Source organism: Aquabacterium commune (genome assembly GCF_004362855.1).
In the GTDB taxonomy this organism is placed as follows: Bacteria; Pseudomonadota; Gammaproteobacteria; order Burkholderiales; family Burkholderiaceae_C; genus Aquabacterium; species Aquabacterium commune.
This window is the reverse complement of sequence record NZ_SNXW01000005.1, coordinates 48,967-73,838: the sequence shown is the minus strand read 5'-3', so window position 1 is coordinate 73,838 and position 24,872 is coordinate 48,967. Positions and strand designations below refer to the sequence as shown.

19 protein-coding genes and 1 riboswitch are annotated in these 24,872 nt (G+C 66.8%); of the genes, 7 read left to right on the top strand and 12 right to left on the bottom strand.

Going from position 1 to position 24,872, the window contains the following annotated elements; translation table 11 throughout:
• Window positions 1-22 precede the first annotated feature (22 nt).
• On the top strand, window positions 23-424 hold the full coding sequence (locus tag EV672_RS10075; RefSeq protein ID WP_133608811.1) for an HI0074 family nucleotidyltransferase substrate-binding subunit: 402 nt from the start codon (window positions 23-25) through the stop codon (window positions 422-424).
• A complete protein-coding gene (locus EV672_RS10070) occupies window positions 417-3,389 on the top strand; it encodes a DEAD/DEAH box helicase family protein (protein ID WP_133608809.1) in 2,973 nt (990 codons plus the stop codon). Before EV672_RS10075 ends, EV672_RS10070 begins: the two co-directional genes overlap by 8 nt.
• 3 nt (window positions 3,390-3,392) lie before the next feature.
• Here EV672_RS10070 and EV672_RS10065 read toward each other — a convergent pair whose 3' ends face one another.
• The 9 genes from EV672_RS10065 to EV672_RS10025 all read right to left on the bottom strand — a co-directional run bounded on the left by EV672_RS10065 (window position 3,393) and on the right by EV672_RS10025 (window position 13,641).
• Entirely contained in the window at window positions 3,393-4,757 is a 1,365-nt protein-coding gene (locus EV672_RS10065; protein WP_133608807.1) for a sigma-54-dependent transcriptional regulator, read from the bottom strand.
• A 16-nt stretch (window positions 4,758-4,773) separates the two neighbouring features.
• On the bottom strand, window positions 4,774-6,756 hold the full coding sequence (locus tag EV672_RS10060) for a sensor histidine kinase (protein WP_133608805.1): 1,983 nt from the start codon (window positions 6,754-6,756) through the stop codon (window positions 4,774-4,776).
• Between the two features lie 18 nt (window positions 6,757-6,774).
• On the bottom strand, window positions 6,775-8,052 hold the full coding sequence (locus tag EV672_RS10055) for a Glu/Leu/Phe/Val family dehydrogenase (RefSeq protein ID WP_133608803.1): 1,278 nt from the start codon (window positions 8,050-8,052) through the stop codon (window positions 6,775-6,777).
• Window positions 8,053-8,110: 58 nt separating this feature from the next.
• Window positions 8,111-8,839 (bottom strand): amino acid ABC transporter ATP-binding protein, encoded by a 729-nt coding sequence (locus tag EV672_RS10050; RefSeq protein WP_133608801.1) that lies wholly within the window; start codon window positions 8,837-8,839, stop codon window positions 8,111-8,113.
• Window positions 8,840-8,869: 30 nt separating this feature from the next.
• Window positions 8,870-9,553, bottom strand: a complete 684-nt coding sequence (gene gltK, locus EV672_RS10045; RefSeq protein ID WP_133608799.1) for a glutamate/aspartate ABC transporter permease GltK — start codon at window positions 9,551-9,553, stop codon at window positions 8,870-8,872.
• Window positions 9,554-9,571: 18 nt separating this feature from the next.
• Window positions 9,572-10,309, bottom strand: a complete 738-nt coding sequence (locus EV672_RS10040; protein WP_133608797.1) for an amino acid ABC transporter permease — start codon at window positions 10,307-10,309, stop codon at window positions 9,572-9,574.
• A gap of 56 nt (window positions 10,310-10,365) precedes the next feature.
• Window positions 10,366-11,448 carry a porin gene (locus EV672_RS10035; protein WP_133608795.1) on the bottom strand — a complete coding sequence of 361 codons (1,083 nt, stop codon included), beginning with the start codon at window positions 11,446-11,448 and terminating at the stop codon, window positions 10,366-10,368.
• Window position 11,449: 1 nt separating this feature from the next.
• Window positions 11,450-12,556 carry a type II asparaginase gene (locus tag EV672_RS10030; RefSeq protein ID WP_133608793.1) on the bottom strand — a complete coding sequence of 369 codons (1,107 nt, stop codon included), beginning with the start codon at window positions 12,554-12,556 and terminating at the stop codon, window positions 11,450-11,452.
• A 173-nt stretch (window positions 12,557-12,729) separates the two neighbouring features.
• On the bottom strand, window positions 12,730-13,641 hold the full coding sequence (locus tag EV672_RS10025) for a glutamate/aspartate ABC transporter substrate-binding protein (RefSeq protein ID WP_133608791.1): 912 nt from the start codon (window positions 13,639-13,641) through the stop codon (window positions 12,730-12,732).
• Window positions 13,642-14,017: 376 nt separating this feature from the next.
• Between EV672_RS10025 and metK the strand changes: the two genes are divergently transcribed.
• Window positions 14,018-15,199, top strand: a complete 1,182-nt coding sequence (gene metK / locus EV672_RS10020; protein ID WP_133608789.1) for a methionine adenosyltransferase — start codon at window positions 14,018-14,020, stop codon at window positions 15,197-15,199.
• A gap of 65 nt (window positions 15,200-15,264) precedes the next feature.
• Here metK and EV672_RS10015 read toward each other — a convergent pair whose 3' ends face one another.
• Complete coding sequence (locus EV672_RS10015; protein ID WP_243738617.1) at window positions 15,265-16,806, bottom strand: methyl-accepting chemotaxis protein; 1,542 nt, start codon at window positions 16,804-16,806, stop codon at window positions 15,265-15,267.
• A gap of 256 nt (window positions 16,807-17,062) precedes the next feature.
• On the opposite strand from EV672_RS10015, the gene EV672_RS10010 reads away from it, so the two are divergent.
• Window positions 17,063-18,334, top strand: coding sequence for a cyclic di-GMP phosphodiesterase (locus tag EV672_RS10010; protein ID WP_133608787.1), 1,272 nt, complete (start codon window positions 17,063-17,065; stop codon window positions 18,332-18,334).
• Window positions 18,335-18,356: 22 nt separating this feature from the next.
• On the opposite strand, the gene EV672_RS10005 is transcribed toward EV672_RS10010, so the two are convergent.
• Both EV672_RS10005 and EV672_RS19245 read right to left on the bottom strand, forming a co-directional pair.
• Window positions 18,357-19,982 (bottom strand): peptide chain release factor 3, encoded by a 1,626-nt coding sequence (locus tag EV672_RS10005; RefSeq protein ID WP_133608785.1) that lies wholly within the window; start codon window positions 19,980-19,982, stop codon window positions 18,357-18,359.
• Between the two features lie 179 nt (window positions 19,983-20,161).
• Window positions 20,162-20,944 carry a PEP-CTERM sorting domain-containing protein gene (locus tag EV672_RS19245; RefSeq protein WP_166643527.1) on the bottom strand — a complete coding sequence of 261 codons (783 nt, stop codon included), beginning with the start codon at window positions 20,942-20,944 and terminating at the stop codon, window positions 20,162-20,164.
• A 278-nt stretch (window positions 20,945-21,222) separates the two neighbouring features.
• Between EV672_RS19245 and EV672_RS09995 the strand changes: the two genes are divergently transcribed.
• The 3 genes from EV672_RS09995 to EV672_RS09985 all read left to right on the top strand — a co-directional run bounded on the left by EV672_RS09995 (window position 21,223) and on the right by EV672_RS09985 (window position 24,860).
• Window positions 21,223-22,281, top strand: coding sequence for a GGDEF domain-containing protein (locus EV672_RS09995; RefSeq protein ID WP_166643526.1), 1,059 nt, complete (start codon window positions 21,223-21,225; stop codon window positions 22,279-22,281).
• 7 nt (window positions 22,282-22,288) lie between these two features.
• Window positions 22,289-22,390, top strand: a riboswitch (S-adenosyl-L-homocysteine riboswitch).
• A gap of 112 nt (window positions 22,391-22,502) precedes the next feature.
• Window positions 22,503-23,966, top strand: coding sequence for an adenosylhomocysteinase (gene ahcY / locus EV672_RS09990; RefSeq protein WP_133608779.1), 1,464 nt, complete (start codon window positions 22,503-22,505; stop codon window positions 23,964-23,966).
• Window positions 23,967-24,092: 126 nt separating this feature from the next.
• On the top strand, window positions 24,093-24,860 hold the full coding sequence (locus EV672_RS09985; RefSeq protein WP_133608777.1) for a TlyA family RNA methyltransferase: 768 nt from the start codon (window positions 24,093-24,095) through the stop codon (window positions 24,858-24,860).
• The last annotated feature ends 12 nt before the right edge of the window (window positions 24,861-24,872 follow it).

The following is a 24,872-nucleotide window of genomic DNA, read 5'->3' as shown; positions in this document are numbered from 1 at the left end:
AGTTACCCACCTAACAAACGCCATGCCCATCGACGACCGCCTCCAGCTTGCCCTGGACCACTTCGCCCGCGCACAGGCTCGCCTTGTGGAGGTGCTGGCGCAACCTGAAGACGACTTCATGCGCGACGCCCTGATCCAACGCTTCGAGTTCACCTTCGAGGCCGGCTGGAAGGCCGCTTTTCGCTGGCTTCGCGCCCGAGGGGTGGACGTGGACGAAGACGCTTATTCCGTGATCCCCGAAGCGTTCAAGCGCCGCGTCATCACCGATGAGGGGGGGTGGGGGCAGATGCGCAAGTTCCGAAATCTCACCTCGCACACCTACAACGAGATGACCGCCATGCAGGTGGCGGCCTTTGTCCGTGCCGATGCGGTGCGTTTGTTGCAAGACATGCTCGATGTGCTGAAGGCCCGCGCCGATGAGTGAGCCCAAGCATGGCATCGAGCCGCACAGCCTGAGGGCCATCCACACCTTGTGTGAGCAGACGCCGGGCCTCCAGGCCTTATGGCTCTTTGGTTCGCGTGCGCGAGGCGATCAGCGCGCACGCTCAGACATTGACCTCGTGGCCGACGCGCCAGATTGGTCTGCCCGTGATGCAGCCAGCTTTGAACAGGCGCTGAAGCGCCTGCCAATGGTCTACCCCGTGGATTGCGCCTGGTGGCAGGACGGCTTGACGCCTGAGTTTCGACAGCGCATTGAGCGCGACCGATGGGTGCTTTGGGCGCCCCGCCGCGGTGCGGCCGATGTGCATGAGGTGGCGGGCACACAGCTCAAGGCCTTCCAGGGCAAGGTGCTCAAGCGGGTGTCTGACTACCTGGGTGAGTTGCAGCGCCATGCCGCGCAGTCTGACAAGGCCGTGGCCACGCTGCGCGCCATGGAGGGCATGGAGGACCTGGCCCGCGAAGCCGCCGACTACCCCAAGAAGGCTTGGCAAGCGCTCAAGCAGCAAGGCTTGTTGCCCCCAGCCTTCGTCGACCAACCCCACTCCAGCCGTTTCGATGGCGCAGGTCGCGCCATTCCCAATGTGTGCCTGAAGGTGCCCACGGGTGGCGGCAAGACGCTGCTGGCGGCGTCCAGCGTGGCCAGCGTGTTTTCGCAATGGTTCAAGCGCCACACGGGCCTGGTGCTGTGGGTGGTGCCCAACGACGCCATCTACCGCCAGACGCTCAAAACACTGAGCGACCGTGACCACCCGTATCGGCAGATCCTGAACGTGGCCGGCGCGGGGCGCGTCAAAGTCCTGGAGAAAAACAGCCCCTTGAGTCGCCTGGACGTTGACAGCCACCTGTGCGTGATGGTGCTGATGCTGGCGTCTGCGGCACGCCAGAGCAAAGAGACGCTGCGTTTTTTCCGCGACCGGGGCAATGTGCTGGGCTTCTTGCCGCGCGAAGACGACATCGAAGCGCACTGGGATGCCATCCAGCAGGCGCCCAACCTCGATGTCTACGCCGCCTGGGGGCAGTCCCAAGAGGGCGCGCGGGCGCAAAAAGGCAGCATCGTCAAAAGCTCGCTGGGCAATGTGATGCGGCTGTTGCGGCCCATGGTCGTGATCGACGAAGGCCACCACGGCTACACCGAGAACGCGTTGCGCACGCTGGATGGTTTCAACCCAGGCTTCTTGCTGGAGTTGTCTGCCACACCGCGCGTCGCATCAGCCAAGGGCACGGGCTCGAACATCTTGGTGGACGTGCGCGGCACCGACCTGGACGAGGCGCACATGATCAAGCTGCCCATCCATGTGGACGTGCAGCACTGGAGCGATTGGCAAAGCTGCCTGGCGGCCTCTGTGCAAAGGCTCGATGCGCTGCAGGCAGAAGCCCTGGCCCTGCAAGGCGAGACGGCCCGGTACATCAGGCCCATCTTGTTGGTGCAGGTGGAGCGAACCGGGGCCGACCTGCGCGATGCAGGCTTCATTCACGCCGAGGACGCACGCGACTATCTGTTGCAGTTGGGCTTAACGCCCCGCCAGATCGCCATCAAGACTTCTGAGAAAGACGACCTCAAGCAGCCTGAAAACATCGAGCTGCTGGCGCCCACCTGTGAGGTGCGCGTCATCATCACGAAGCAGGCGCTGCAGGAGGGCTGGGATTGTCCCTTTGCCTATGTGCTTTGTGCGCTGGCCGCTGGCCGCAACCCTGGTGCGATGACGCAATTGGTGGGCCGCATTTTGCGCCAGCCGCACGTCACCAAGACGGGCCGGGAGGCGCTGGACGCCTGCTATGTGCTTTGCCACGACGCCAAGACGGCTGATGTGGTGAAATCCATCAAGAACTCGCTGGAGGGCGAGGGCATGGGTGACTTGGCCATGGCTGTGTCGGGCCCCGGCGCCGCTGGTGCCACTGTGCGTCAGGTCAAGCTCAAGCGCCGCGATGCCTTGGCCAAGGTGCGCTTGTTTTTGCCGCGTGTGACCGTGGTGACGCCTGGTCAGCCACGCCGCGAGTTGGTTTATGACAGCGATGTGCTGGCGCATGTGGATTGGAATGGCCTGCGCGTGGATGCGTTGGCTGCAGCCTGGGCACCCGACACCGACGGCTTGTTGGGCGAGCGATTCGATGTGGATCTTTCCATCCTGAACCGAAGCTCCTTGGCGGGTTCACGCCGTGCACTGCCCCAGGATGCCGTGCTGGACCGCGCCCGCGTGGTTCGGGCTTTGCTCGATTTGGCCCCCAATGCGTGGCTGGTGTGGGGGTGGGTTGAGGCGGTGTTGGGCCGGCTGCTTGAACGAGGTTTGAGCGAAGGCGCGTTGGCGGCATCGAGCGCGTCTTTGATCGAGCGCTTGCGCGTGGACCTGGAGGCCGAGCGTGATCGTCTGGCGCAGGATGCGTTCGAGCAGGGCGTGACCAGTGGCCGCATCGAGTTTGCCTTGCGCGCCGATGGTGCCGACTACGAGTTGCCGAGGGATTTGACGCTGGACCTGAGCAACGAACCTGTGCCGCTGTCACGGCCCGATGCCCGCCCCGTCGAGAAAAGCTTGTTGGAGCCCGCACTCAAGACCGCCGACATGAACGACTTTGAGGCGCAGTTCGCCGGTTACCTCGATGGAAAACAGGCCTTGCAATGGTGGCACCGCAATGTGGCCAAAACCCAGTACGGATTGCAAGGCTGGAAGCGCCACAAGGTTTACCCAGACTTCGTCTTTGGCTTGGTACAACAAGGTGGCGTCAGTAAGACCGTGATCCTGGAGACCAAGGGTCTGCACCTGTCTGGCTCTGATGACACCGCCTACAAGCAGCGCATGCTGGCTCGCCTGACACAAGCGTTCAGAGATGAGCGCTGGCAGTCGGTGGGGCAGCTGTCTCTCGCACACACGGACAAGCAAGAGTTGGTGTGTGACCTGCTGTTGGACCAGGCTTGGCAGGGCTCGCTGGAGTCGCGGTTCTTCAGCGTTTGATGCTCAGGGCTGCGGCCCCAGCCCCAGGCGGCGGACCTTGTCGTGCAGGGTCGTCTTGGCGACCTTCAGGGCCTCGGCGGTGCGGGCCAGGCTGCCGCCGTGGCGGGCCATTTCGGCAGCGATAAGCTCCCGCTCGAAGCGCTCGACCGCCTCTGACAGGCTGAGGCCGACCGCGTCTGCGCTGGTCGGCAGTTGCGCCTGTTCGAGGTCCAGCACCACGTGGCGCACGCCCAGCACCAGGCAGTCGGCCACGTTGCGCAGCTCGCGCACGTTGCCGGGCCAGTCGTGGCGCATCAAGGCCGCCAGCCGCGTGCTGCTGAGCTCGGGCGGCGGGCGGTTGAAGCGCTGGGCGGCCTGGGTGGTGAAGTGCGCCATCAGCAGCGGGATGTCTTCGCGGCGCTCGCGCAGCGGCGGCAGGTTGATGGTGACGACGTTGAGCCGGTAGTACAGGTCGGCGCGGAAGCTGCCTTGGCGGCCGCGCTCCAGCAGGTCGTCCTTGGTGGCGGCCACGATGCGGCAGTCGATGTCGATGGGCGCGTTGGAGCCCAGCCGCTCCAGCTTGCGTTCCTGCAGCACGCGCAGCAGCTTGACCTGCATCGCCATGGGCATCGTCTCAAGTTCGTCCAGGAAGAGCGTGCCGCCCTGCGCGAACTCGATCTTGCCGATGCGGCGTTTTTGCGCCCCGGTGAAGGCGCCGGCCTCGTGGCCGAAGAGCTCGCTGTCGAGCAGGTTGTCGGGCATGCCGCCGCAGTTCAGCGCCACGTAGGGGCCTTTGCGGCGTGGCGAGGCGGCGTGCAGCGCTTGCGCCACCAGCTCCTTGCCGCAGCCGGTTTCGCCGTGCACCAGCACGTCCACGGGCGAGTCGGCCACATCGAGGATGAGGCGGCGCACCGCCACCATGGCCGGCGACTGGCCGATCAGGCGGGACTCGATGTCGTCGCCCTGGTGCAGCTGCAGGCGCAGGCGGGCGATCTCGCGGGTGAGCTGGCGCTTTTCCAGCGCGCGCCGCACCACATCGACCAGGCGCTCGGAGGCAAAGGGCTTGGTGATGAAGTCGTAGGCGCCGGCGCGCATGCTCTCCACCGCCAGGTCGATGTCGCCGTGGCCGGTGATCATGACCACGGGCAGGTGAGCGTCTTGCTGCTGGCACAGGCGCACCAGGCTGAGGCCGTCGGCCTTGGGCAGGCGCATGTCGGTCACCACGGCGCCGATGTGGCCCTGGGCCAGCAGCGGCAGGGCCTCTTCCGCGCTGCCCACGCCGACCACGGCCAGGTTGGCCAGCGACATGGCTTGCACGCAGCCCAGGCGCACGTGCGGGTCGTCCTCGACGATGAGGACGGTGTCGGGCGGAGGCGTGGCAGGGGTCATGGCGGTCAAGGCGCGGTCAGGGCGCGGTCAGGGGCGTCTCGTGGGGGTGGCGCTCGGGCAGTTCGATGGTGAAGCGGGCGCCGCCGCCGGCATGGTTGTCGGCACGCAGGTCACCCTGGAAGGACCGGATGATGTCACGCGAGATGGCCAGGCCCAGCCCCAGGCCGTGGCCGTGTGGCTTGGTCGTGAAGAAGGGCGCGAAGAGGCGGCCGTGCAGTTCGGGTGTCAGCCCCGATCCGGTGTCATCGACCATGAGCTGCACGCGGTTGACGCCGTCCTGCTCGATCAACAAGGTGTGCAGGCGCAGCACCCGCAGCGGTTGCCCGCGCATGGCGTCGAGCGCGTTGCCGATCAGGTTGACGATGACCTGCTCCAGCCGGTTGGGCTCGCACCAGGCCTGGGCCAGGCCTTCCTGGCAGTCGTTGACCAGGGTGACGTCGTCGGCGCGGATACGCGCCATGAACAGCAGCAAGGCGTTGTGCACGGCCTGGGCGAGGTCGGTGGTTTGCGGCTGCGGCGGCGCCTTGCGCGCGAAGCCCTTGAGCGATTGGACGATCTCGCCCATCTGGTCGGCCAGCCGCGTGATGAGGCCCAGGTTGCTGCGCACGGTGTCGAGGTCGTCGCGCGCCAGGAAGGCCTGGGAGTTGCCGGCCAGCGTGCGGATGGCGCCCAGCGGCTGCGTGATCTCGTGGGTGATGCCGGCCGACATCTGCCCCACCACGGCCAGCTTGGCGGCCTGCACCAGCTCGTCCTGGGCTTCGCGCAGGGTGAGCTCGGCCTGCACGCGTTCGGCGACTTCGCGGCGCAGGCGCTCGTTGGTCTGGGCCAGCGCGCTGGTGCGCCGCGCGACCTTGCTTTCGAGCTCGGCGTTGGCCTGCTCCAGCATGTGGCGGGCGGCCAGCTTGTCGCGCACGATGCGCTGGCGCTGTTCGAGGGCCAGCCAGAGCAAGGCCACGAACGCCGCGGCGATGGCCGACAGCACGCCCACGGTGAAGGCGTGTCGCCCGGCCTGATCGACGTCGGTGAAGACCCACAGGCGCCAGCGCATCTTGGGCAGCTCCTGGGCCTGGGCCAGCACCTGGCGGCCCAGCCGTGCGCCCAGCGGTTGGCCTGTGAGCAGCACCCCTTTGGCCCCGGCGGCTTCGTGCGCCTGCAGCAGTTGTTCGCTGGCGCCGAAGCGTTGCGGGCGCCGGTCCACGTAGAGCTGGCGGATCTGGAAGTCCACCAGCTTGTCGAGGTCGGGCTCGCCCACGATCTGGTAGAGCCACTCGGGCTGCGACGACAGGATGATCACGTTGTTGTCGTCGGCGATGAAGGCCGGCACGCCCAGCATGCCCCAGGCCTGGGCCAGCGGGCTCAGCGAGATCTTGATGACCGCCACGCCGATGACGCGCTCGCCATCGCGGATGGGGTTGGCCAGGTAGTAGCCGGGCTGTTTGCTGGTGTTGCCGATGGCGAAGTGCCGGCCCACCTGGCCCGACAGCGCCTCGATGAAGTAGGGGCGGAACGACAGGTCCTCGCCGACGAAGCTGCCCGGCTCGCTGGCGTTGCTGGCGGCCACGACGCGGCCGCGCTCGTCGATGACATAGACGGCCAGGCTGCCGAGCTGCTGGTTGAGGCGCTGCAGGAAGCTGTTGACCGCGTCGGTCGAGACCGGCCCGCTGCGCGGGCGCAGCAGCGCCACGACGTCGCGGTTGAGCTGGATGGTGGCCGGCACGTGCTCCAGCCGGTTGAGCATGCCTTCCACCGCCGAGGCGAAGAGGTCGAGGCGGTGGTCGGCGTTGCTGCGCACCTGGCCCAGCTCCTGCCGCCAGGTGGCCTGGTAGCCCGCCACCCCCATCCCCAGGATCAGCACCAGCGCCAGGCCACTGACCAGGCCGCGGCGGCTGCGCAAGAGGATGTCGCGCCACGACAGGCGCTCACCCGCCATCTCGGCGCGGCTGGACGGGATGCCGGCTGGGGGAGCGCTCGGTGAAGGGGGGCGGTGCGCCTCGGCCATGCGTTCAGGGATCGGCGTTCAGGGGTAGAGCCCGCGCATGGCCCGGGCTTCGAGCACACGCGAGCAGGCGGTGATGAAGGTCGCGGTGCGCAGGTTCACGCCTTTGTCGTGGGCGCTGCGCCAGATGCTGTCGAAGGCTTCGGACAGCACGCGGTCGAGTTTGGCGTGGATGTCCTGTTCCGTCCAGAAGAAGCTGGTGGCATTCTGAACCCATTCGAAATAGCTCACCGTCACGCCGCCGGCGTTGGCCAGCACGTCGGGCAGCACGGTGCAGCCCTTGTCGTGCAGGATGTCTTCGGCCTCGGGCGTGGTCGGGCCGTTGGCGCCCTCGACCACGAGGCGCGCGCGGACCTGGGCGGCCACCTCCGGCGTGATCTGCCCCTCCAGCGCGGCCGGCACCAGCACGTCGCAGTCCAGGCCCCAGAACTGGTCATCGGGGATGAGGCTGGCACCGGGGAAGTCCGACCAGCTGCCGCCGGCTTTCAGGTGGGCCAGCAGCGCGTGCGGGTCGATGCCCGCGTCGTTGAACACCGTGCCATGCACGTCCTGCACGGCGATCAGGCGGGCGCCTTCGTCGTGGAAGGCGCGGGCCGTGGCGTTGCCCACGTTGCCAAAGCCCTGCACGGCCACGCGGGCACCGGCCAGCGGCAGGCCCAGGCGGCGCATGGCCTCGCGGGCCACGACGAAGCAGCCGCGCCCGGTCGCGTCGCGCCGCCCCAGGCTGCCGCCCATGCTGACGGGCTTGCCGGTGACCACGCCCGGCTGCATCGTGCCGTGGTTGACCGAGTAGGTGTCCATCATCCAGGCCATGACCTGGTCGTTGGTGCCGACGTCGGGCGCGGGGATGTCGCGCTCGGCGCCGATGAAGTCACCGAGTTCGCTGGTGTAGCGCCGTGTCAGGCGCTCCAGCTCGCCGCGCGACAGCTGGCCCGGGTCCACGCGCACGCCGCCCTTGGCGCCGCCATAGGGCAGGTTGACGGCCGCGTTCTTGACGGTCATCCAGCCCGACAGCGCCATGACCTCGGACAGGTTCACCGCCGGGTGGAAGCGCACGCCGCCCTTGCCGGGGCCGCGCGAGAGGTTGTGCTGCACGCGGAAGCCCTCGAAGTGCTCGATGCGGCCGTCGTCCATGCGCACGGGCACGTCCACCACGAGGGTGCGCTTGGGCCGGCGCAGGGTGTCGGTCCAGCGGGCCAGCTCGCCCAGGTGGGGCTCGACGCGGTCGAGCTGTTGCAGGAACATGGCCCAGGGGCCGGGCTCGGCGGCGTTCAGGTACGAGGGCAGGCGGGTGCTCATGACGGGGTCTCCTCTGTGGGCACGCCCTGCGCGCCCGTTGTGGCAAACAGGAACGGTGTCAGTGGTGCAGGATGCGCGCGAGGAACTGCTGGGCACGCTCGGATTCGGGGTGGTCAAAGAAGTCGGCCTTGGGGCGGTCTTCGACGATGCGGCCGGCGTCCATGAAGATCACGCGGTCGGCCACGCGGCGGGCGAAGCCCATCTCGTGGGTCACGCACATCATGGTCATGCCCTCCTGGGCCAGCTCGGTCATCACGTCCAGCACCTCGCCGACCATCTCGGGGTCGAGCGCCGAGGTGGGCTCGTCGAACAGCATCACGATGGGGTCCATGCACAGCGCGCGGGCAATGGCCACCCGCTGCTGCTGGCCGCCCGAGAGCTGGCCCGGCATCTTGGCGGCGTGCGCCTTCAGGCCCACGCGCTCCAGCAGGCCCATGCCCTTGGCCACGGCCTCGTCGGTGCTGCGGCCCAGCACGTGGCGTTGCGCCAGCGTCAGGTTGTCCACGATGGACAGGTGAGGGAACAGCTCGAAATGCTGGAACACCATGCCCACGCGGCTGCGCAGCTGGGACAGCTTGGTTTTCGGGTCGCCCACCGAGGTGCCATCGACCAGGATGCGGCCGGCCTGGAAGGGCTCCAGCCCGTTGACGGTTTTGATGAGGGTGGACTTGCCCGAGCCCGAGGGCCCGCACACCACCACCACCTCGCCCTTCTGGACGTTCGTGGTGCAGTCGGTCAGGACCTGGAAGCTGCCGTAGTGCTTGGAGACGTTGTCGATCTGGATCATGGGGGACTCCCGGGGGCTGTCAGGGGGGGATCAGTGTTGGGCCTTGGGCTTCTGCAGCGCCTGCACGAGGCGCGAGAGGGCGAAGCAAAGCACGAAGTAAACGGCGCCGGCGAACAGCAGCATCTCCACGAGACGCCCGTCGCGGTCACCCACCTTGTAGGCCGAGCCGAAGAAGTCGGCCAGGGCGGACACGTAGACCAGCGAGGTGTCCTGGAACAGCACGATGGCCTGCGTCAGCAGCAGCGGCACCATGTTGCGCATGGCCTGCGGCAGCACCACCAGGCGCATGGCCTGGCCGCGGCTGAGGCCCAGCGCCGTGGCCGCCGACAGCTGGCCCTTGGGCACCGACTGGATGCCCGCGCGGATGATTTCCGCGTAGTAGGCCGACTCGAACAGCGCGAAGCCCACCAAGGCCGAGGTCAGGCGCACGTCGGTGCCTGGCGACAGGCTGAAGAGCTGGCTGAGCAGCTGCGGGATCAGCAGGAAGAACCACAGCAGCACCATCACCAGCGGCACCGAGCGGAAGAGGTTGATGTAGCCGGTGGCGAACCAGCGCAGTGGCGCGGCCGGCGACAGGCGCATCAGCGCCAACACCGTGCCCCACACCATGCCCACCACCAGGGCCACCAGCGTGATCTTCAGCGAGACCCCCAGACCTTCCGCGAGGAAGGGCAGGGAGCCAGGGATGGACGACCAATCGAATTCATAAGCCATGTCGGGTCTCCTTCAGGCTCATTGGCCCATGTAGCCGGGCACCTTGACGCGGCGCTCCAGCCAGCCCATCAGCGTCATCACGACCACGTTGATGAGCAGGTACATCAGCGTGACGGCGATGAAGGACTCGTACGGCTGCGCGGTGTAGTCCACCAGCTGGCGGCCTTGCGCGGCCAGCTCCAGCAGGCCGATGGTCGAGCACACGGCCGAGTTCTTGAAGATGTTGAGGAACTCCGAGGTCAGCGGCGGCACGATCAGCCGGAACGCCATGGGCAGCAGCACCAGGCGGTAGGCCTGCGGCAGCGTCAGGCCCAAAGCGAGCGCCGCCCGCGTCTGCCCGATGGGCAGGCTTTCGATGCCGGCGCGCACCTGCTCGCTCACGCGCGCCGAGGTGAACAGGCCCAGGCACAGGATGGCCGCACCCAGCTGCTGCGTGTCAGGCGGCAATTGCTTGATGGCGTTGCCCCAGGCCGTGGGCAGCAACTCCGGCACGATGAAGTACCAGACGAAGAGCTGGACCAGCAGCGGGATGTTGCGCAGCACCTCCACGTAGGTCGTGGCCACCCGCTGCAGGCCTTTGCCTGGCACCGTGCGCAGCACGCCGACGATGGCGCCCATCACCAGGGCCAGCACCCAGGCGCTCAGCGACACCGTCACCGTCATCTTCAAACCCGCCAGCATCCAGCCGGCGTAGGTGCTGCCATCGCCCACCACCGTCTCCTGTGCGAAGACGGACCAATTCCATTGGTAGCTCATCGTTGTTCCTTTCAAACCAGGCAGCCCCGGTGCGGGGCCACCCGGTCAACACGCTATCAAAATGCGTGCCGCACGCCCACTTGCAGGCTGCTCACGTCCTTGCCAGCCGACGTGATGGGCCCCAAGCCGTTGGCGGCCGTGGTCGTGTAGCTCGTGGCCGCACCGTTGCCGATGTGGCTCAGCACGCCGTAAAAGCTGGTGCGCTTGCTCAGCACGTGGGTGGCGCCCAGCGTCCATTGGCGCGCGTTGAGCGACGACTGGCCGGAGGTGGTGACCTGGCCGACGGCAGCGCTCACGGTGTTGCGCGCCGTCACCGGCACGTTCACGCCGACCATGGCCTCGGTGCGGTCCACGCTGTCGGTGCCCGACAGGTTGCGCACCTTCTGCACGGCACCCGAGAGCTTGGCCACGCCAAAGTCGTAGGAGGCGGTGGCCAGCACGTAGCGGGCGTCCACCTGCGCATTGGTGCCGCGCTTGAACATGTTCAGCGCCAGGCCTGCGCTGAAGGGGCCGTTGCTGTAGGTGCCACCCAGGGCGTACACGTTGGCGTTGTCGCCGCTGTTGGTGGCCGTGGGCGCGGTCTCGCCCATGCCGACCAGGGCCACGCCGCTGAAGCCGCCGAGCTTGGGCGAGCTGTACTTGACGCTGTTGTTGGCGCGGCTGGTGGTCGAGACGATGCTGCTGGATGCCGACGAACCCACGCCCGTGCCGAAGGTGTCGAAGGCGTCGAGGATGTCGTACTGCGGGATGGTCTGGCGGCCGGCGCTCAGCGAGCCCCAGCTGTCGCTGCTCAGGCCCACCCAGGACTGGCGGCTGAAGAAGCTGCTGGTGTTGGCCTGTGCGCCGGTGTCGGTCAGGATGCCGGCTTCCAGCTGGAACTGGGCCTTCAAGCCGCCGCCGAGGTCTTCGCTGCCCTTGAAGCCCAGGCGCGAGCCGCTGACGCCGCCCGATTGCACGGCCAGCTGGGTGCCGTCACCTTTGCCGTACTGCACGAACATGTCGATGATGCCGTAGAGGGTCACCGACGACGTTGCGGCGCTTTGGGCCTGGGCAGCGCCGCTGGCGGCCAGGCCGGTGGCCAGGATGGCGCCCATGGCGGTGCGGCAAACGAGGGTCTTGGTGGATGCGGGGGCGTTCATCTCAGTACTCCAGGAAGAAACGTTGGATGGTCTTGGCGTCGTGGGTCTTCGTCAGGGCCAGGGCCGTCAGCAGGCGGGCCTTCTGCGGGTTCAGGTCGTGGGCGGCGACCCAGTCGTACTGGTCGTCGGGCTGCTCGGCATTGCGGATCACGAAGCCTCCGCCGACCACGCGCGAGGAGCGCACGATGTGCACGTCCTTGGCACGCAACTCGCGCAGCGCGGGCACCACAGCGCCCGACACCGAGCCATTGCCCGTGCCCGCATGGACGATGGCTTTCGCGCCCGCGGCCACCAGGGCCTGAGGTGCGGTGGGTGACGCGTTGCCGTAGCCATAGGCAATCTCGACCGCAGGCAGCGTGTCGATCTGGTCGATGTCGAACTCGCTGTTGACGGTGTGGCGCTTCACTGGCGCGCGGAACCAGTGGGTCTGGCCTTCCACGACCATGCCCAGGGCCCCCCAGGGGCTCTTGAAGGCATCGGGGCGGATGTTGGCCGCCTTGGTCACGTCGCGGCCCGACAGGATCTCGTCGTTCATCGTCACCAGCACGCCCTTGCCGGCAGAGTTGGGCGAAGCGGCGGTGGCCACGGCCTCGTACAGGTTCAGCGTGCCGTCGGCGGACAGGGCGGTGCCGGGACGCATGGAGCCGACCACCACGATGGGCTTGCGGGTGTGCACGGTCAGCGTCAGGAAGTAGGCAGTTTCTTCCAGCGTGTCGGTGCCGTGGGTGATGACGATGCCGTCCACATCGGCCTGCTTGGCCAACGCCGACACGCGCTTGGCCAGCTTGACCAGGTTGTCGTTGGTGAAGCTCTCGGACGCGATCTGGAAGACCTGTTCGCCGCGCACATTGGCGACGTTCGAGAGCTCGGGCACCGAGGCCAGCAGCTTGTCCACCGGCACCTTGGCGGCCTGGTAGGTGGCGCTGTTGGCGGCCGAGGCGCCGGCGCCGGCGATGGTGCCACCGGTGGCCAGGATGACCACGTTGGCCTTCTTGGCGGGGGCAGCGGTGGTGGTTGCCGTTTGGGCCTGCGCCGAAGCGCCAGGCACCAGGCCGATGGCCAGGGCGCAGCCCATGGCGCTCAGCAGCTTGTTCAAAGGGGTTCTCATGTCATCGCTCCTGGACTCAGTCCGTGGTGGGGATCAGGCAATGCAGCGGCCCCGACCGGGCCGATGGCGCGGTCAAACAGGGCTCTTTTCAGGGATCAGCGGAGGTTGGGTGAAGCGGCCGCGGTCGGGCCGCTTTCTTTGTCAGGCTGCCGGGTGGCAGCTCAACGCATCGTTCATTCGAAAGGCTTGTCGGTGGGCGCCTTGTACAGGCCCTGCACGTCATCGGACATCGGCCAGGCCAGGTTCAGGCCCTTCGGCGGGATGGGCTGCTGGAACCACTTGGCGTAGATCCTGGCGGCCTCGCCCGAGGTCATGGCCTTGGTCAATGCGGTGTCCACGATCTTCTTGAAAGCGGGGTCGCCCTTGCGCATCATGCAACCGTAGGCCTCGTTGGACATGGGCTTGCCGACCACCACCCAGTCGTCGGCCTTCTTGGCCTTGGCCTTCTCGCCATACAGCAGGGCGTCGTCCATCATGAAGGCCACGGCGCGGCCCGTTTCCAGCGTCAGGAAGCTCTCGCCATGGTCCTTGGCCGAGATGATGGCCATGCCCGTGCCCGAGGTCTCGTTGTACTTGCGCAGCAGGCGCTCCGAGGTCGTGCCGGCGGTCACCACCACGTTCTTGCCCTTGAGGTCGGCGAAGTCCTTGATGCCCGAATCCTTCTTCGTCATCAGGCGCGTGCCCACCACGAAGATGCTGGTGGAGAAGTCCACCTGTTTGGCGCGCTCGGCGTTGTTGGTGGTCGAGCCGCACTCGATGTCCACGCTGCCATTGAGCACCAGCGGGATGCGGTTTTGCGAGGTCACCGGCACCAGCTTGATGGTCAGGCCCGGCTTCTTCAGCTCGGCCTTGATGGCGTCCACGGCCTTGAGCATCAGCTCGTGCGAATAGCCCACGACCTGCTGCTTGTCGTCGTAGTACGAGAAGGGGATCGACGACTCCCGGTGGCCCAGGCTGATGACGCCGCTCTCGGCGATTTTCTGCAGGGTGGGCGAAGCCTGCGCATGGACCTGGGTGGCCAGGGGGGCCAGCAGCAGGCTCAGCAAGAGGCTCGGCAACAAGGGGCGGATCAGCTTGGCGTTCATGGGGCGTGTCCTTTGCGTGGGGGCTCGTTGAAGCTCGTTGAGGTCGGCGGGTGCGGTGAGGCGGGCCGGTCTGATTTGACAACGCACGGCCCGTGCCAGCGTGAATTTCGCTGGCCGTGATCGCCAAGTTCTTGATTTCATTGGAGGTGGGCCGTGGCGGAGGTGCGTCCTCGTTCGGATTGTCGAACGCTTCGGAGGTCGCTTGTTCGGTGCACCGAACGGCCCATTTCCTCTACACTACGCGCATCGCCGAGTTAACAGGACAACTTGCGGGGCGATTCAAACATGCCGCTAAAGCGTTCGCCGCTGTGGAAAAACTGCTTTCAACAGCCTGGGCGACGCCGAGGTTGATGTCATTTTTTCAGGAGCACACAGCGTGTCAAACGATTTCCTCTTCACTTCCGAATCCGTCTCTGAAGGCCACCCCGACAAGGTCGCCGACCAGATCTCCGACGCGATCCTCGACGCCATCTTCGCGCAAGACCCCCGCTCGCGCGTGGCCGCCGAAACCCTGACCAACACCGGTCTGGTCGTGCTGGCCGGTGAGATCACCACCAACGCCCACGTGGACTACATCCAGGTGGCGCGCGACACCATCCAGCGCATCGGCTACGACAACACCGAGTACGGCATCGACTACAAGGGTTGCGCCGTGCTGGTGGCCTACGACAAGCAGTCCAACGACATCGCCCAGGGCGTGGACCACGCCTCCGACGACCACCTCAACATCGGTGCCGGCGACCAGGGCCTGATGTTCGGCTACGCCTGTGACGAGACGCCCGAGCTGATGCCCGCGCCGATCTACTACGCGCACCGCCTGGTCGAGCGCCAGGCCCAGCTGCGCAAGGACGGCCGCCTGCCCTTCCTGCGCCCGGACGCCAAGAGCCAGGTCACGATGCGCTATGTCGATGGCAAGCCCCACAGCATCGACACCGTGGTGCTGTCCACCCAGCACAGCCCCGATCAGTCCGAGACCCAGCACAAGATGAAGGACTCCTTCATCGAGGCCGTGATCGAAGAGATCATCAAGCCCGTGCTGCCCCAGGAGTGGCTGCAGAACACGCGCTACCTGGTCAACCCGACCGGCCGCTTCGTCATCGGCGGCCCGCAGGGCGACTGCGGCCTGACCGGTCGCAAGATCATCGTGGACACCTACGGCGGCGCCTGCCCGCACGGCGGTGGCGCCTTCTCGGGCAAGGACCCCTCCAAGGTGGACCGCTCGGCCGCCTACGCCGCCCGCTACGTGGCCAAGAACATCGTCGCCGCCGGCCTGGCCAAGCAGTGCCAGGTGCAGGTCGCCTACGCCATCGGCGTGGCCAAGCCCATGAACATCACGGTCTATACCGAAGGCACCGGCGTCATCCCCGATGACAAGCTCTCCGCGCTGGTGGCCGAGCACTTCGACCTGCGCCCCAAGGGCATCATCCAGATGCTGGACCTGCTGCGCCCGATCTATTCCAAGACCGCCGCGTATGGCCATTTCGGCCGCGAAGAGCCCGAGTTCACCTGGGAGCGCACGGACAAAGCGGCTGCGCTGCGTGCAGCGGCTGGGCTGTAAAGCCTGCCCCGCGCCAAAGCAAAAGCCCCGCACCGCGGGGCTTTTTTCATGGCTGTGGCGCGCGATCAGGTCGTGCGGAACACGTTCACCGCACCCGACAGGCGCTGTGCCTGGTCGCGCATGCTCTGCGAAGCCGCGGCCGATTGCTCGACCAGCGCGGCGTTTTGCTGCGTCATCTGGTCCAGGTGAGACACCGCCAGGCTGACCTGGTGGATGCCATCGCTTTGCTCCGAGGTCGAGGCGCTGATGTCGCCCATCATGTCGGTCACGCGCTGGATGGCGGTGACGATCTCGTTCATGGCCTGGCCAGCTTCGCCCACGAGCTGCGCGCCCGAGTCCACGCGCTCGCCCGAGGCGGCGATCAGGCCCTTGATCTCGCGGGCGGCGTTGGCCGAGCGTTGCGCCAGCGAGCGCACCTCCGAGGCCACCACCGCGAAGCCGCGGCCCTGCTCGCCGGCACGGGCCGCTTCCACGGCGGCGTTCAAGGCGAGGATGTTGGTCTGGAAGGCAATGCCGTCGATCACGCCGATGATGTCGTTGATCTTGCGCGACGCCGTGGCGATCTCTTCCATCGTGGCCACCACCTGGTGCACCACCTGGCCGCCGCGCTGGGCCGCGTCGCTGGCCGAGGTGGCGAGCTGGTTGGCTTGCGACGCCGCCTGGGCCGACTGCGTCACCGTGCTGGTCAGCTGTTCCATCGACGAGGCCGTCTCCTGCAGGCTGGACGCCGTCTGCTCGGTGCGGGTGGACAGGTCGTGGTTGCCGGTGGCGATCTCGGTGGAGGCCGTGTAGATGGCGTCGGTGCTCTGGCGCACGTCGTGCACCAGGGTGCCCAGCGAGCTGACCATGCCGTTGAGGGCCTGCATCAGTTCACCGAACTCGTCGGTGCGGGAGGTGTCCACGCGCACGCTCAGGTCGCCCTGGGCGATGTGGGAGGCCACGCGCACGGCTTCCTTCAGCGGTGCCTGGATCGAGCGGATCAGGAAACGCGCGCCGATGGCGGTGAGCAGCAGCACGCCCATCACCATGACGGCGGCCGTGGCCGTGATGTTGCGGCGGGCCTGGGCGATCTCGCCGCGGATCTCCGTCGCGTTGCGCTCCTGCAAGCTGATGAAGCCGTGCAGGGCGTCGCTGTAAGTCTGCGCCAGCGGGGCGAACTCGCCGATCACCTTGCTGCGCACCTCGTCGTGCTGGCCGGCCGCCTTCATGCCCTGCAGCGATTTGTGCAAGGCCAGCACCTGGCCGCGCAACTCGCTGATCTTGGCCATCTGTCGCCGGTCCTCGTCGGTGAGCGGCAGCGATTCGATGTGCTTGTGCAGGCGGTTGATCTCTGCGATCGTCTCCGCGTTGGTCTTGGCATAGGTCTCGGCCACGACGGGGTCGCTGCTGAGGTTGCCGGCGATCACGCGGGTCACGGTGGTGGTGCTTTTGGAGGCCCAGGCGGTGGCCGAACGCAGCTTGTCGTCGCTGACCTGGAGCGCGGCATCGGCGGCCTGCTGTTGCGAGACAGAGCGCCAGGCGGCCAGGGCCACGATGCCCAACATGGCGATGATCAAGGCTGCGACGGCCGTCCACAGCTTGCCCGAAATGCTCAGATGCTTGAACATGAAAAACCGACTCCCGGTGCGAGACTTCCGGGGATGACGCGACGGCCGTGCGTGGACCCGGACCCTGGCGCACGGCGACCGGCATCACCGGTCTGGTGCATGGATATCGGCCAGATGGCCAGGGGCTTGAGCCGTGCGTGACCCAGTCCACAAAAGCCCGCTTGCCGCGGCTTATTCCATGGATGGCGTGTAACCCGTCCGGCTAGGATCAGGGCATCGCAGTCGGCGCACCACCCCGGTGCGCGCCTCACAGGCCATGCTCAGGAAGATCACGCCCCACCAGCTCCGCATCGGCATGCACATCCACGAAGTGCCCGGCTCCTGGCTGTCGCACCCGTTCTGGCGCGCTTCCTTCAAGCTGGCCGACGAGAAGCAGCTGGCGCAGTTGCGTGCGGCGGTGTCCCACGTCGTGATCGACACCCAAAAGGGCCTGGACGTGGCCGCGGCAGAGGGGCAGACCACCTTCCTGGACGACGTCGAGCTGAACGATGTGGCCGGCGAGGACTGCGCCGAGGTGGTCGTTGACCAGGGCGCCGGGCTGGTGACCTCCGGCGTGCCCCTGCCCGTCCAGCCCAAGCCTGCGAGCTTCCAGGACGAGGTGCTGCGCGCCTCGCGCATCGTGGCCCAGTCGCGCACGGCCATGCAGTCCATGTTCCAGGACGTGCGCCTGGGCAAGGCCGTCGATGCCGAGCACTGCCTGCCCCTGGTGGACGACATCACGCAGTCGGTCAGCCGCAACCCGGGCGCCATCGTCAGCCTGGCGCGCCTGAAAACCAGCGACGACTACACCTACATGCACTCGGTGGCCGTGTGCGCGCTGATGGTCAGCCTGGCACGCCAGCTCAAGCTCGACGACGCCGACACCCGCGAAGCCGGCCTGGCAGGCCTGGTGCACGACCTGGGCAAGGCCTTGATGCCGCCCGAGGTGCTCAACAAGCCGGGCGCCCTGACGCGCGAAGAGTTCGCCATCATGAAAAGCCACCCCGAAGCCGGCCACCGCATGCTGGTGGAAGGCCGGGGCGTGGGCCCCGTGCCGCTGGACGTCTGCCTGCACCACCACGAGAAGGTCAATGGCAAGGGCTACCCGCACGGCCTGGCAGGCGATGAGATCAGCCTGTTCGCCAAGATGGGCGCCGTCTGCGACGTCTATGACGCCATCACGTCCAACCGCCCGTACAAGGCGGGGTGGGACCCGTCCGAGTCGGTGCAGAAGATGGCGCAGTGGGCCAAGGACGGCCACTTCGACGAGCGCATCTTCCAGGCGTTTGTGAAAAGCGTGGGCATCTACCCGACGGGCTCGCTGGTCAAGCTCAAGTCGGGCCGGCTGGCCATCGTGGTGGAGCAGGGCGAAACCTCGCTGCTGCGGCCCGTGGTCAAGGTGTTTTACTCGACCAAGGCCAGCGAACCCCTGGTGCCCCAGCTGCTGGATTTGAGCCAGTCCAGCGACGACATCGTCAGCCGCGAACAGCCCGCCGCCTGGGGCTTCAAGAACCTCGACGAACTCTGGATGCCGCCTGAAGCCAAGTGAAGCCCGGGTGTGAGCATCTGCCTCACTGCGTGGAGAGGCTCAAGCCCGCGTGCTCCCGCAGCGGGTGGAAGTGCACCAGCGGGTGGCGCTCGGCGGTCAGGCGCAGGTCGTAGGCCGAGGTCATCATGTAGGCCAGGGTGTCGGCCGCGTCGAGCGCGAGCTTGGAGGCGTTCTCATCGGTGAACTTCTTCAAGGCCTCGGGCGTGTCGGCCGTGATCCAGCGCGCGCCCGTGAAGCGGCAGGGCATCAGGCGGATGTCCACGCTGTACTCGGCCATCAGGCGGTGCTGCACGACCTCGAACTGCAGTTGGCCGACGGCGCCCAGCAGCATCGCGCCCCCGGCCTCGGGTCGGAAGACCTGGATGGCGCCTTCTTCGCCCAATTGCAGCAAACCCGCCTGCAATTGCTTGCTTTTCATCGGGTTTTTCAGCTCGACCGCCTGGAACAGCTCGGGCGCGAAGAAGGGCAGGCCGGTGTACTGCAGGGTCACGCCATCGGTGATGGTGTCGCCCAGCTGCACGCCGCCGTGCGTGGTGAAGCCGATGATGTCGCCGGCGAAGGCCTCGTCCACCGCCTCGCGGCGCTGCGACAGGAAGGTCACCACGGACGTGGGGCGCAGCTCCTTGCCCGAACGCTGGACTTTCAGCTTCATGCCCGGCGTGTACTTGCCGGAACACACGCGCACGAAGGCGATGCGGTCGCGGTGAGACGGGTCCATGTTGGCCTGCACCTTGAAGACCACGCCGGAGAAGTTCTCCAGTTCGGGCGTGATTTCCTTCTTGCTGCCGTCTTTTTCGGTGCTGAAACGCGGGCGGGGCGAGGGCGCCAGGTCCACCAGCGCGTCGAGCACCTCCTGCACGCCGAAGTTGTTGACGGCCGAGCCGAAGAACACGGGCGTCTGCTTGGCGGCCAGGAAGGCGTCGATGTCGAAGGCCGGTGCGGCCTCGGCCATCAGCGCCATGTTCTGCTCGGCCAGCTCCCACTCGTGGCCAAAGCGCGCGGCCAGCTTGTCGCGCTCAGCCAGCGACACCACCTCGTCGTTGTCGCCGCGCTTGTCGGCACCCGCATCGAACAGGCGCATCGACTGCGTGCGCAGGTTGACGATGCCGCCGAACTGCTTGCCCTGGCCCACCGGCCACGTCATCGGCACGCATGGCATGCCGAGTTCCTGCTCGACTTCATCGAGCAACTCCAGCGGGTCGCGGCCCTCGCGGTCCATCTTGTTGACGAAGGTGATGATGGGCGTGTCGCGCTGGCGGCAGACCTCGATCAGGCGCTTGGTCTGCGCTTCCACGCCGTTGGCCGCGTCGATCACCATCAGGGCCGAGTCCACCGCGGTCAGCACGCGGTAGGTGTCTTCCGAGAAGTCCTTGTGGCCGGGCGTGTCGAGCAGGTTGACCACGTGCTCGCGGTAAAGCATCTGCATGACCGATGACGCCACCGAGATGCCGCGCTGCTTTTCGATCTCCATCCAGTCCGAGGTGGCGTGGCGCGAGGCCTTGCGGCCCTTGACCGCCCCGGCGATGTGGATGGCGCCCGAGAACAGCAGCAGCTTTTCCGTCAACGTCGTTTTACCGGCGTCGGGGTGGGAAATGATGGCGAAGGTGCGGCGGCGGCGCGTTTCGGCGCCAAAGGTCGAGTCGGTCACGGCGGGCTTGCCTTGCGGCGGAGTTCTTGCGGCGGGGTTCTGACGGCAGCGTGTCGCCAGAGGCAACGCCGTCCATCGCGCATTGTCTCAGGCTTGCTGCCCCCAAACGAACATGGCGCCCGAAGGCGCCATGGCGGCAACCCAGCCACTGGGGCCGGGGTTCAGGCGCTGCGCCAGGCTCAGGCGGCCTTGCGGCGGCGGGCCACCAGGCCAGCCACGGCCAGACCGGCCAGGGCGATGGCGCCGCTGGTGGGTTCGGGCACGGCGGTGATGGCCAGCGTGCCGGTGGGCAGCGCCGAAGCGGTGGACCAGTTGCCGGCCGTGCCGATGATGCTCAGCCATTCCGCACGGGTGTGCGTCTCACCCAGGAAGGATGCCCTCAGGGCGTGCGTACCAGCCACATTGCCACTGATCGACACGGCCGTGGTGCCATTGACCAAGCCGGGGGTGATGCCGCCGTCGCCCGTGCCGGTGGCGTTTTCAAAGCCGTTGGTGTCGTCGAAGGCGAACAGGTGGGTGCTGACGTTGATCAGCGGCAGGTTGGTGCCATTGGACTGGAAGGCGTAAATCTGGTCACCACCGGTGGCCAGTGCCAGCAAGGCGAAGCTGCCGCCACCGCCGACGTTGTTGGGAACGGCGCCAGAGGTCGTGAAGCCGCTGCTGGTGGCGGTGTTGATGATGGTGCCTGCGGCGATGGTGCTGCCAGCCGTCCACTTCAGCAGGTTCTCGTTGCCATCGCCGTCGTTGACGGTGTTGCGGAAAGCCGAGCCCGTCCAGCCGTTGTCGGTGAAGTAGATCACTTCGCCGGCGCTGATGGCGCTCAGGGCCACGAAGGAGAACGCATCGGGCGTGGTGTTGTTGGTGCGGCCAATGACGGCGATGTCACCAGCGGTCAAGGCAGCCTGGGCGGCGCCAGCGGTGCTCAAAGCCAGCACCAGGGCAGAAATCTTGTTGAACTTCATGGAAACTCCGGACGGGTTGTTCATTCAAATACGAAAAGGCCGGCTCTCCACGAACCGCATGCTTGCAATTTAGAAACAAGCCATGAAGTCCGCATGAACCCTGCTGGCAACATTCCCGCCGCTCGGACCATGCTCTGAAGACATTTTTGGCGACAAGGTGTCCAATGGGTGGGCTGTTGGGGCGTTCAAGTGGAGGCGCTTGCGTCCGATACCGACAAAGCCACATCAGGAGAGAGGCAGGCAGTGGCGTGAATTCGATGCTGCATTCCCGTGGGTCCGTGTCACCTCTGTCGCGCGCGTCGGAGGTGTTCCCGCGCCTGATGATGGCCATCTCGGTCATCGCCGGGCTGGCGCACCTGAGCTTCATCTTCCTGTTCGACGCCATCGGCGTGGGGGCGATGGCGCGGGCCAACATCGCCAGCGTGCTGGTCTATGCCCTGACCGCCCTGTTGACGCAGCAGGGGCGCACGCGCCTGGCGCTGCAGATCATGGCCGTCGAAATCCTCCTGCACGGCAGCGTGGCCACGGCCCTCATCGGCTGGGCCAGCGGTTTCCACTGCTACCTCATCCTCATCATCCCGGTGGCCATCGTCAGCACCTCCTACCAGCCGCGCACCAAGGCGGTGGTGGCGGTGCTCGTGGGCTTGTTCTACATGCTGATGGACATGAGCTTCCGCCAGGCGCAACCGGCCATCGAGGTGCCGCCACACCTGCTCGCCGGCCTGCACCACTTCAACCAGGCGGCCACCCTGCTCATCCTGGGCTTGCTGGCCACCCTGTACTACCGCATGGTGCACAGCGCCGAGGACAGCCTGCGCGAACTCGCCTGCACCGACCCGCTCACCCAGTTGCGCAACCGGCGCTTCGCGATGGAGGTCGCCCAGCACGAGGCGGCGGTGTTCCAGCGCGGGGGGCGGCCGTTGGCCGTCGTCATCGGTGACGTCGATCACTTCAAGCGCATCAACGACCACCACGGCCATGCCGTGGGCGACACGGCCTTGCGCGCCATCGCCCGCGTGCTGCGCGAGGGGGTGAGAGAGGTGGACCACGTGGCGCGCTGGGGCGGCGAGGAGTTCCTGCTGCTGCTGCCGGCCACCGAGGAGGAGGAGGCCATCCAGGTGTGCGAACGGCTGCGCCAGGGCGTGCAGGCGCTGGCGGCGCAGAACCTGGCCGGCGAGGCGCTGAGCGTGTCCATCACCCTGGGCGTGGCTTTGCTGCAGCGCGACGAATCCATCGAGCAGGCCCTGGTGCGCGCCGACCGTGCCTTGTACGAGGGCAAGCAAGCTGGCCGCAACCGTGTGGTTTTGGCAGGACAAGACGGCGCGCCCGTCCTATAATCCGCACTCTTCCGAGGAGCGTTGCAAGGCTCGGGCTGCCCCTGAATGCGTTCAGACAGCACCGTCCCCAGGCTCGGGAGCTTGTTTTTTGCAACGGCGCTCACCCGCATGTGTCCCGCTGGGTGAGTCATTCCCGCTTCACGTTCGCGCATCTTTTCATGGGCGCGTGAAGCCCCCTGCAGCACACGGCGGCGTTCGAACCCCACTTCGGAGCTGAGTCCATGAACGCTGTGTTGAAATCCCTCGAAACCTCCTACAAGAACGTCGACTGCGTGGTCGCCGACATGTCCCTGGCCGATTGGGGCCGCAAGGAGTTGACCATCGCCGAGCACGAAATGCCCGCGCTGATGGCCATCCGCAAGGAATACGCCGCCTCGCAACCGCTCAAGGGCGCGCGCGTGACCGGCTCCCTGCACATGACCATCCAGACCGGCGTGCTGGTGGAAACACTGCAGGCCCTGGGCGCAGAAGTCCGTTGGGCTTCGTGCAACATCTACTCCACGCAAGACCACGCCGCCGCCGCCCTGGTGGCCGCCGGCACGCCCGTGTTCGCCTACAAGGGCGAGTCGCTGGAAGATTACTGGGACTACACCCACCGCATCTTCGAATTCGGTGCCAAGGACACGAAGGGCGAAGGCCCCAACATGATCCTGGACGACGGCGGTGACGCCACCATGCTGATGCACCTGGGCAAGGCCGCCGAGAAGGACCTCTCCGTGCTGGCCAACCCCAGCAGCGAAGAAGAGCGCATCCTGTTCGCCGCCATCAAGGCCAAGCTGGCCGTCGATGCCACCTGGTACAGCCGCAAGGGCGCCGAGATCATCGGCGTGACCGAAGAGACCACGACCGGCGTGCACCGCCTCAACGAGATGTCCGCCAAGGGCACCTTGATGTTCCGCGCCATCAACGTCAACGACTCGGTCACCAAGTCCAAGTTCGACAACCTGTACGGCTGCCGCGAATCGCTGGTGGACGGCATCAAGCGCGCCACCGACGTCATGATCGCCGGCAAGATCGCCGTGGTCGCCGGCTACGGTGACGTGGGCAAGGGCTCGGCTCAGGCCCTGCGCGCCCTGTCGGCCCAGGTGTGGGTCACGGAAATCGACCCCATCAACGCACTGCAGGCCGCGATGGAAGGCTACCGCGTCGTCACCATGGACTACGCCGCCGACAAGGCCGACATCTTCGTGACCGCCACCGGCAACAAGAGCGTCATCACCTTCAAGCACATGGAAGCGATGAAGGAAAACGCCATCGTCTGCAACATCGGTCACTTCGACAACGAGATCGATGTCGCCGAAGCGGAAACCAAGTGCACCTGGGAAGAGATCAAGCCCCAGGTGGACCACGTGATCTTCCCGAGCGTGGATGGCAAGCCGGGCAAGCGCATCATCATGCTGGCCAAGGGCCGCCTGGTGAACCTGGGCTGCGGCACGGGTCACCCCAGCTACGTGATGTCGTCGAGCTTCGCGAACCAGACCATCGCTCAGATCGAGCTGTTCACGCGTCCTGACGCTTATGACAACGGCAAGGTCTATGTGCTGCCCAAGCACCTCGATGAGAAGGTGGCCCGCCTGCAACTGGTGACCCTCAACGCCCAGCTGACCGAGCTGAGCGACGAGCAAGCCGCTTACATCGGCGTGTCCAAGCAGGGCCCTTACAAGCCCGACGCTTATCGCTATTGACCCCCCCTACGGCCTTTGGCCGCCCCCCAGGGGGCTTCCTCCAGCGGCCCGGCGAAGCCGGTTCCGCGGAGGAAGCTTGATCGCATCGCGCGGCGGCTGGATGACGTCGCGCACACAAGGAATTGAATGCCAAGAGCCGATCAACTGCTCGTCGCCGGGGGCCACGCGCCCACCCGCTCCGCCGCCCACCGCCTGGTGGAAGCTGGCGCTGCCCAATGGCTCGGCCCCAAGGGCTGGACCACGCTGCGCAAGGCCGGTGAGGACCTGCCCGACGATGCGCAGCTGCGCGTCACGAACGACGACGAGTTGCGCTGGGTGTCCCGCGCGGGGTTGAAGCTCGAAGGCGCCCTGGCCCATGTGGGTCTGGACGTCGCCGGCATGGCCTGCCTCGATGTGGGCCAGAGCACCGGTGGCTTCACCGACGTGCTGCTCACGCAAGGCGCCAGCCGCGTGGTCGGTGTGGAAGTGGGCCATGGCCAGCTGCACGACAAGCTCAAGACCGACGAGCGCGTCGTCTGCCTGGAAAACGTCAACGCCCGCGAGCTCGAGGGCAGCCCGCTGCGCGAGCACGCGCCGGCCGAGGGCTTCGACCTGATCGTGGCCGACCTGTCCTTCATCGCCTTGTCGAAGATCGTGCCGCACCTGGGGCCCTGGCTCAAGCCGGGCGGCCAGGCCGTGCTGCTGATCAAGCCGCAGTTCGAGGTCGGCAAGGAGCACGTCGGCAAGGGCGGTGTGGTGAAAGACCCGGCCCAGCACGCCCGTGCCCGCGACATGGTGCGCCGCGCCTGCACCGACCTGGGTTGGAAGGTGCACAAAGGCTTTGCCAGCCCGATCGCCGGTGGCGACGGCAACCTCGAGTTCTTCATCTGGGCGCAGTCGCCCGTGGCCGCCTGAATTTCAGCCGAC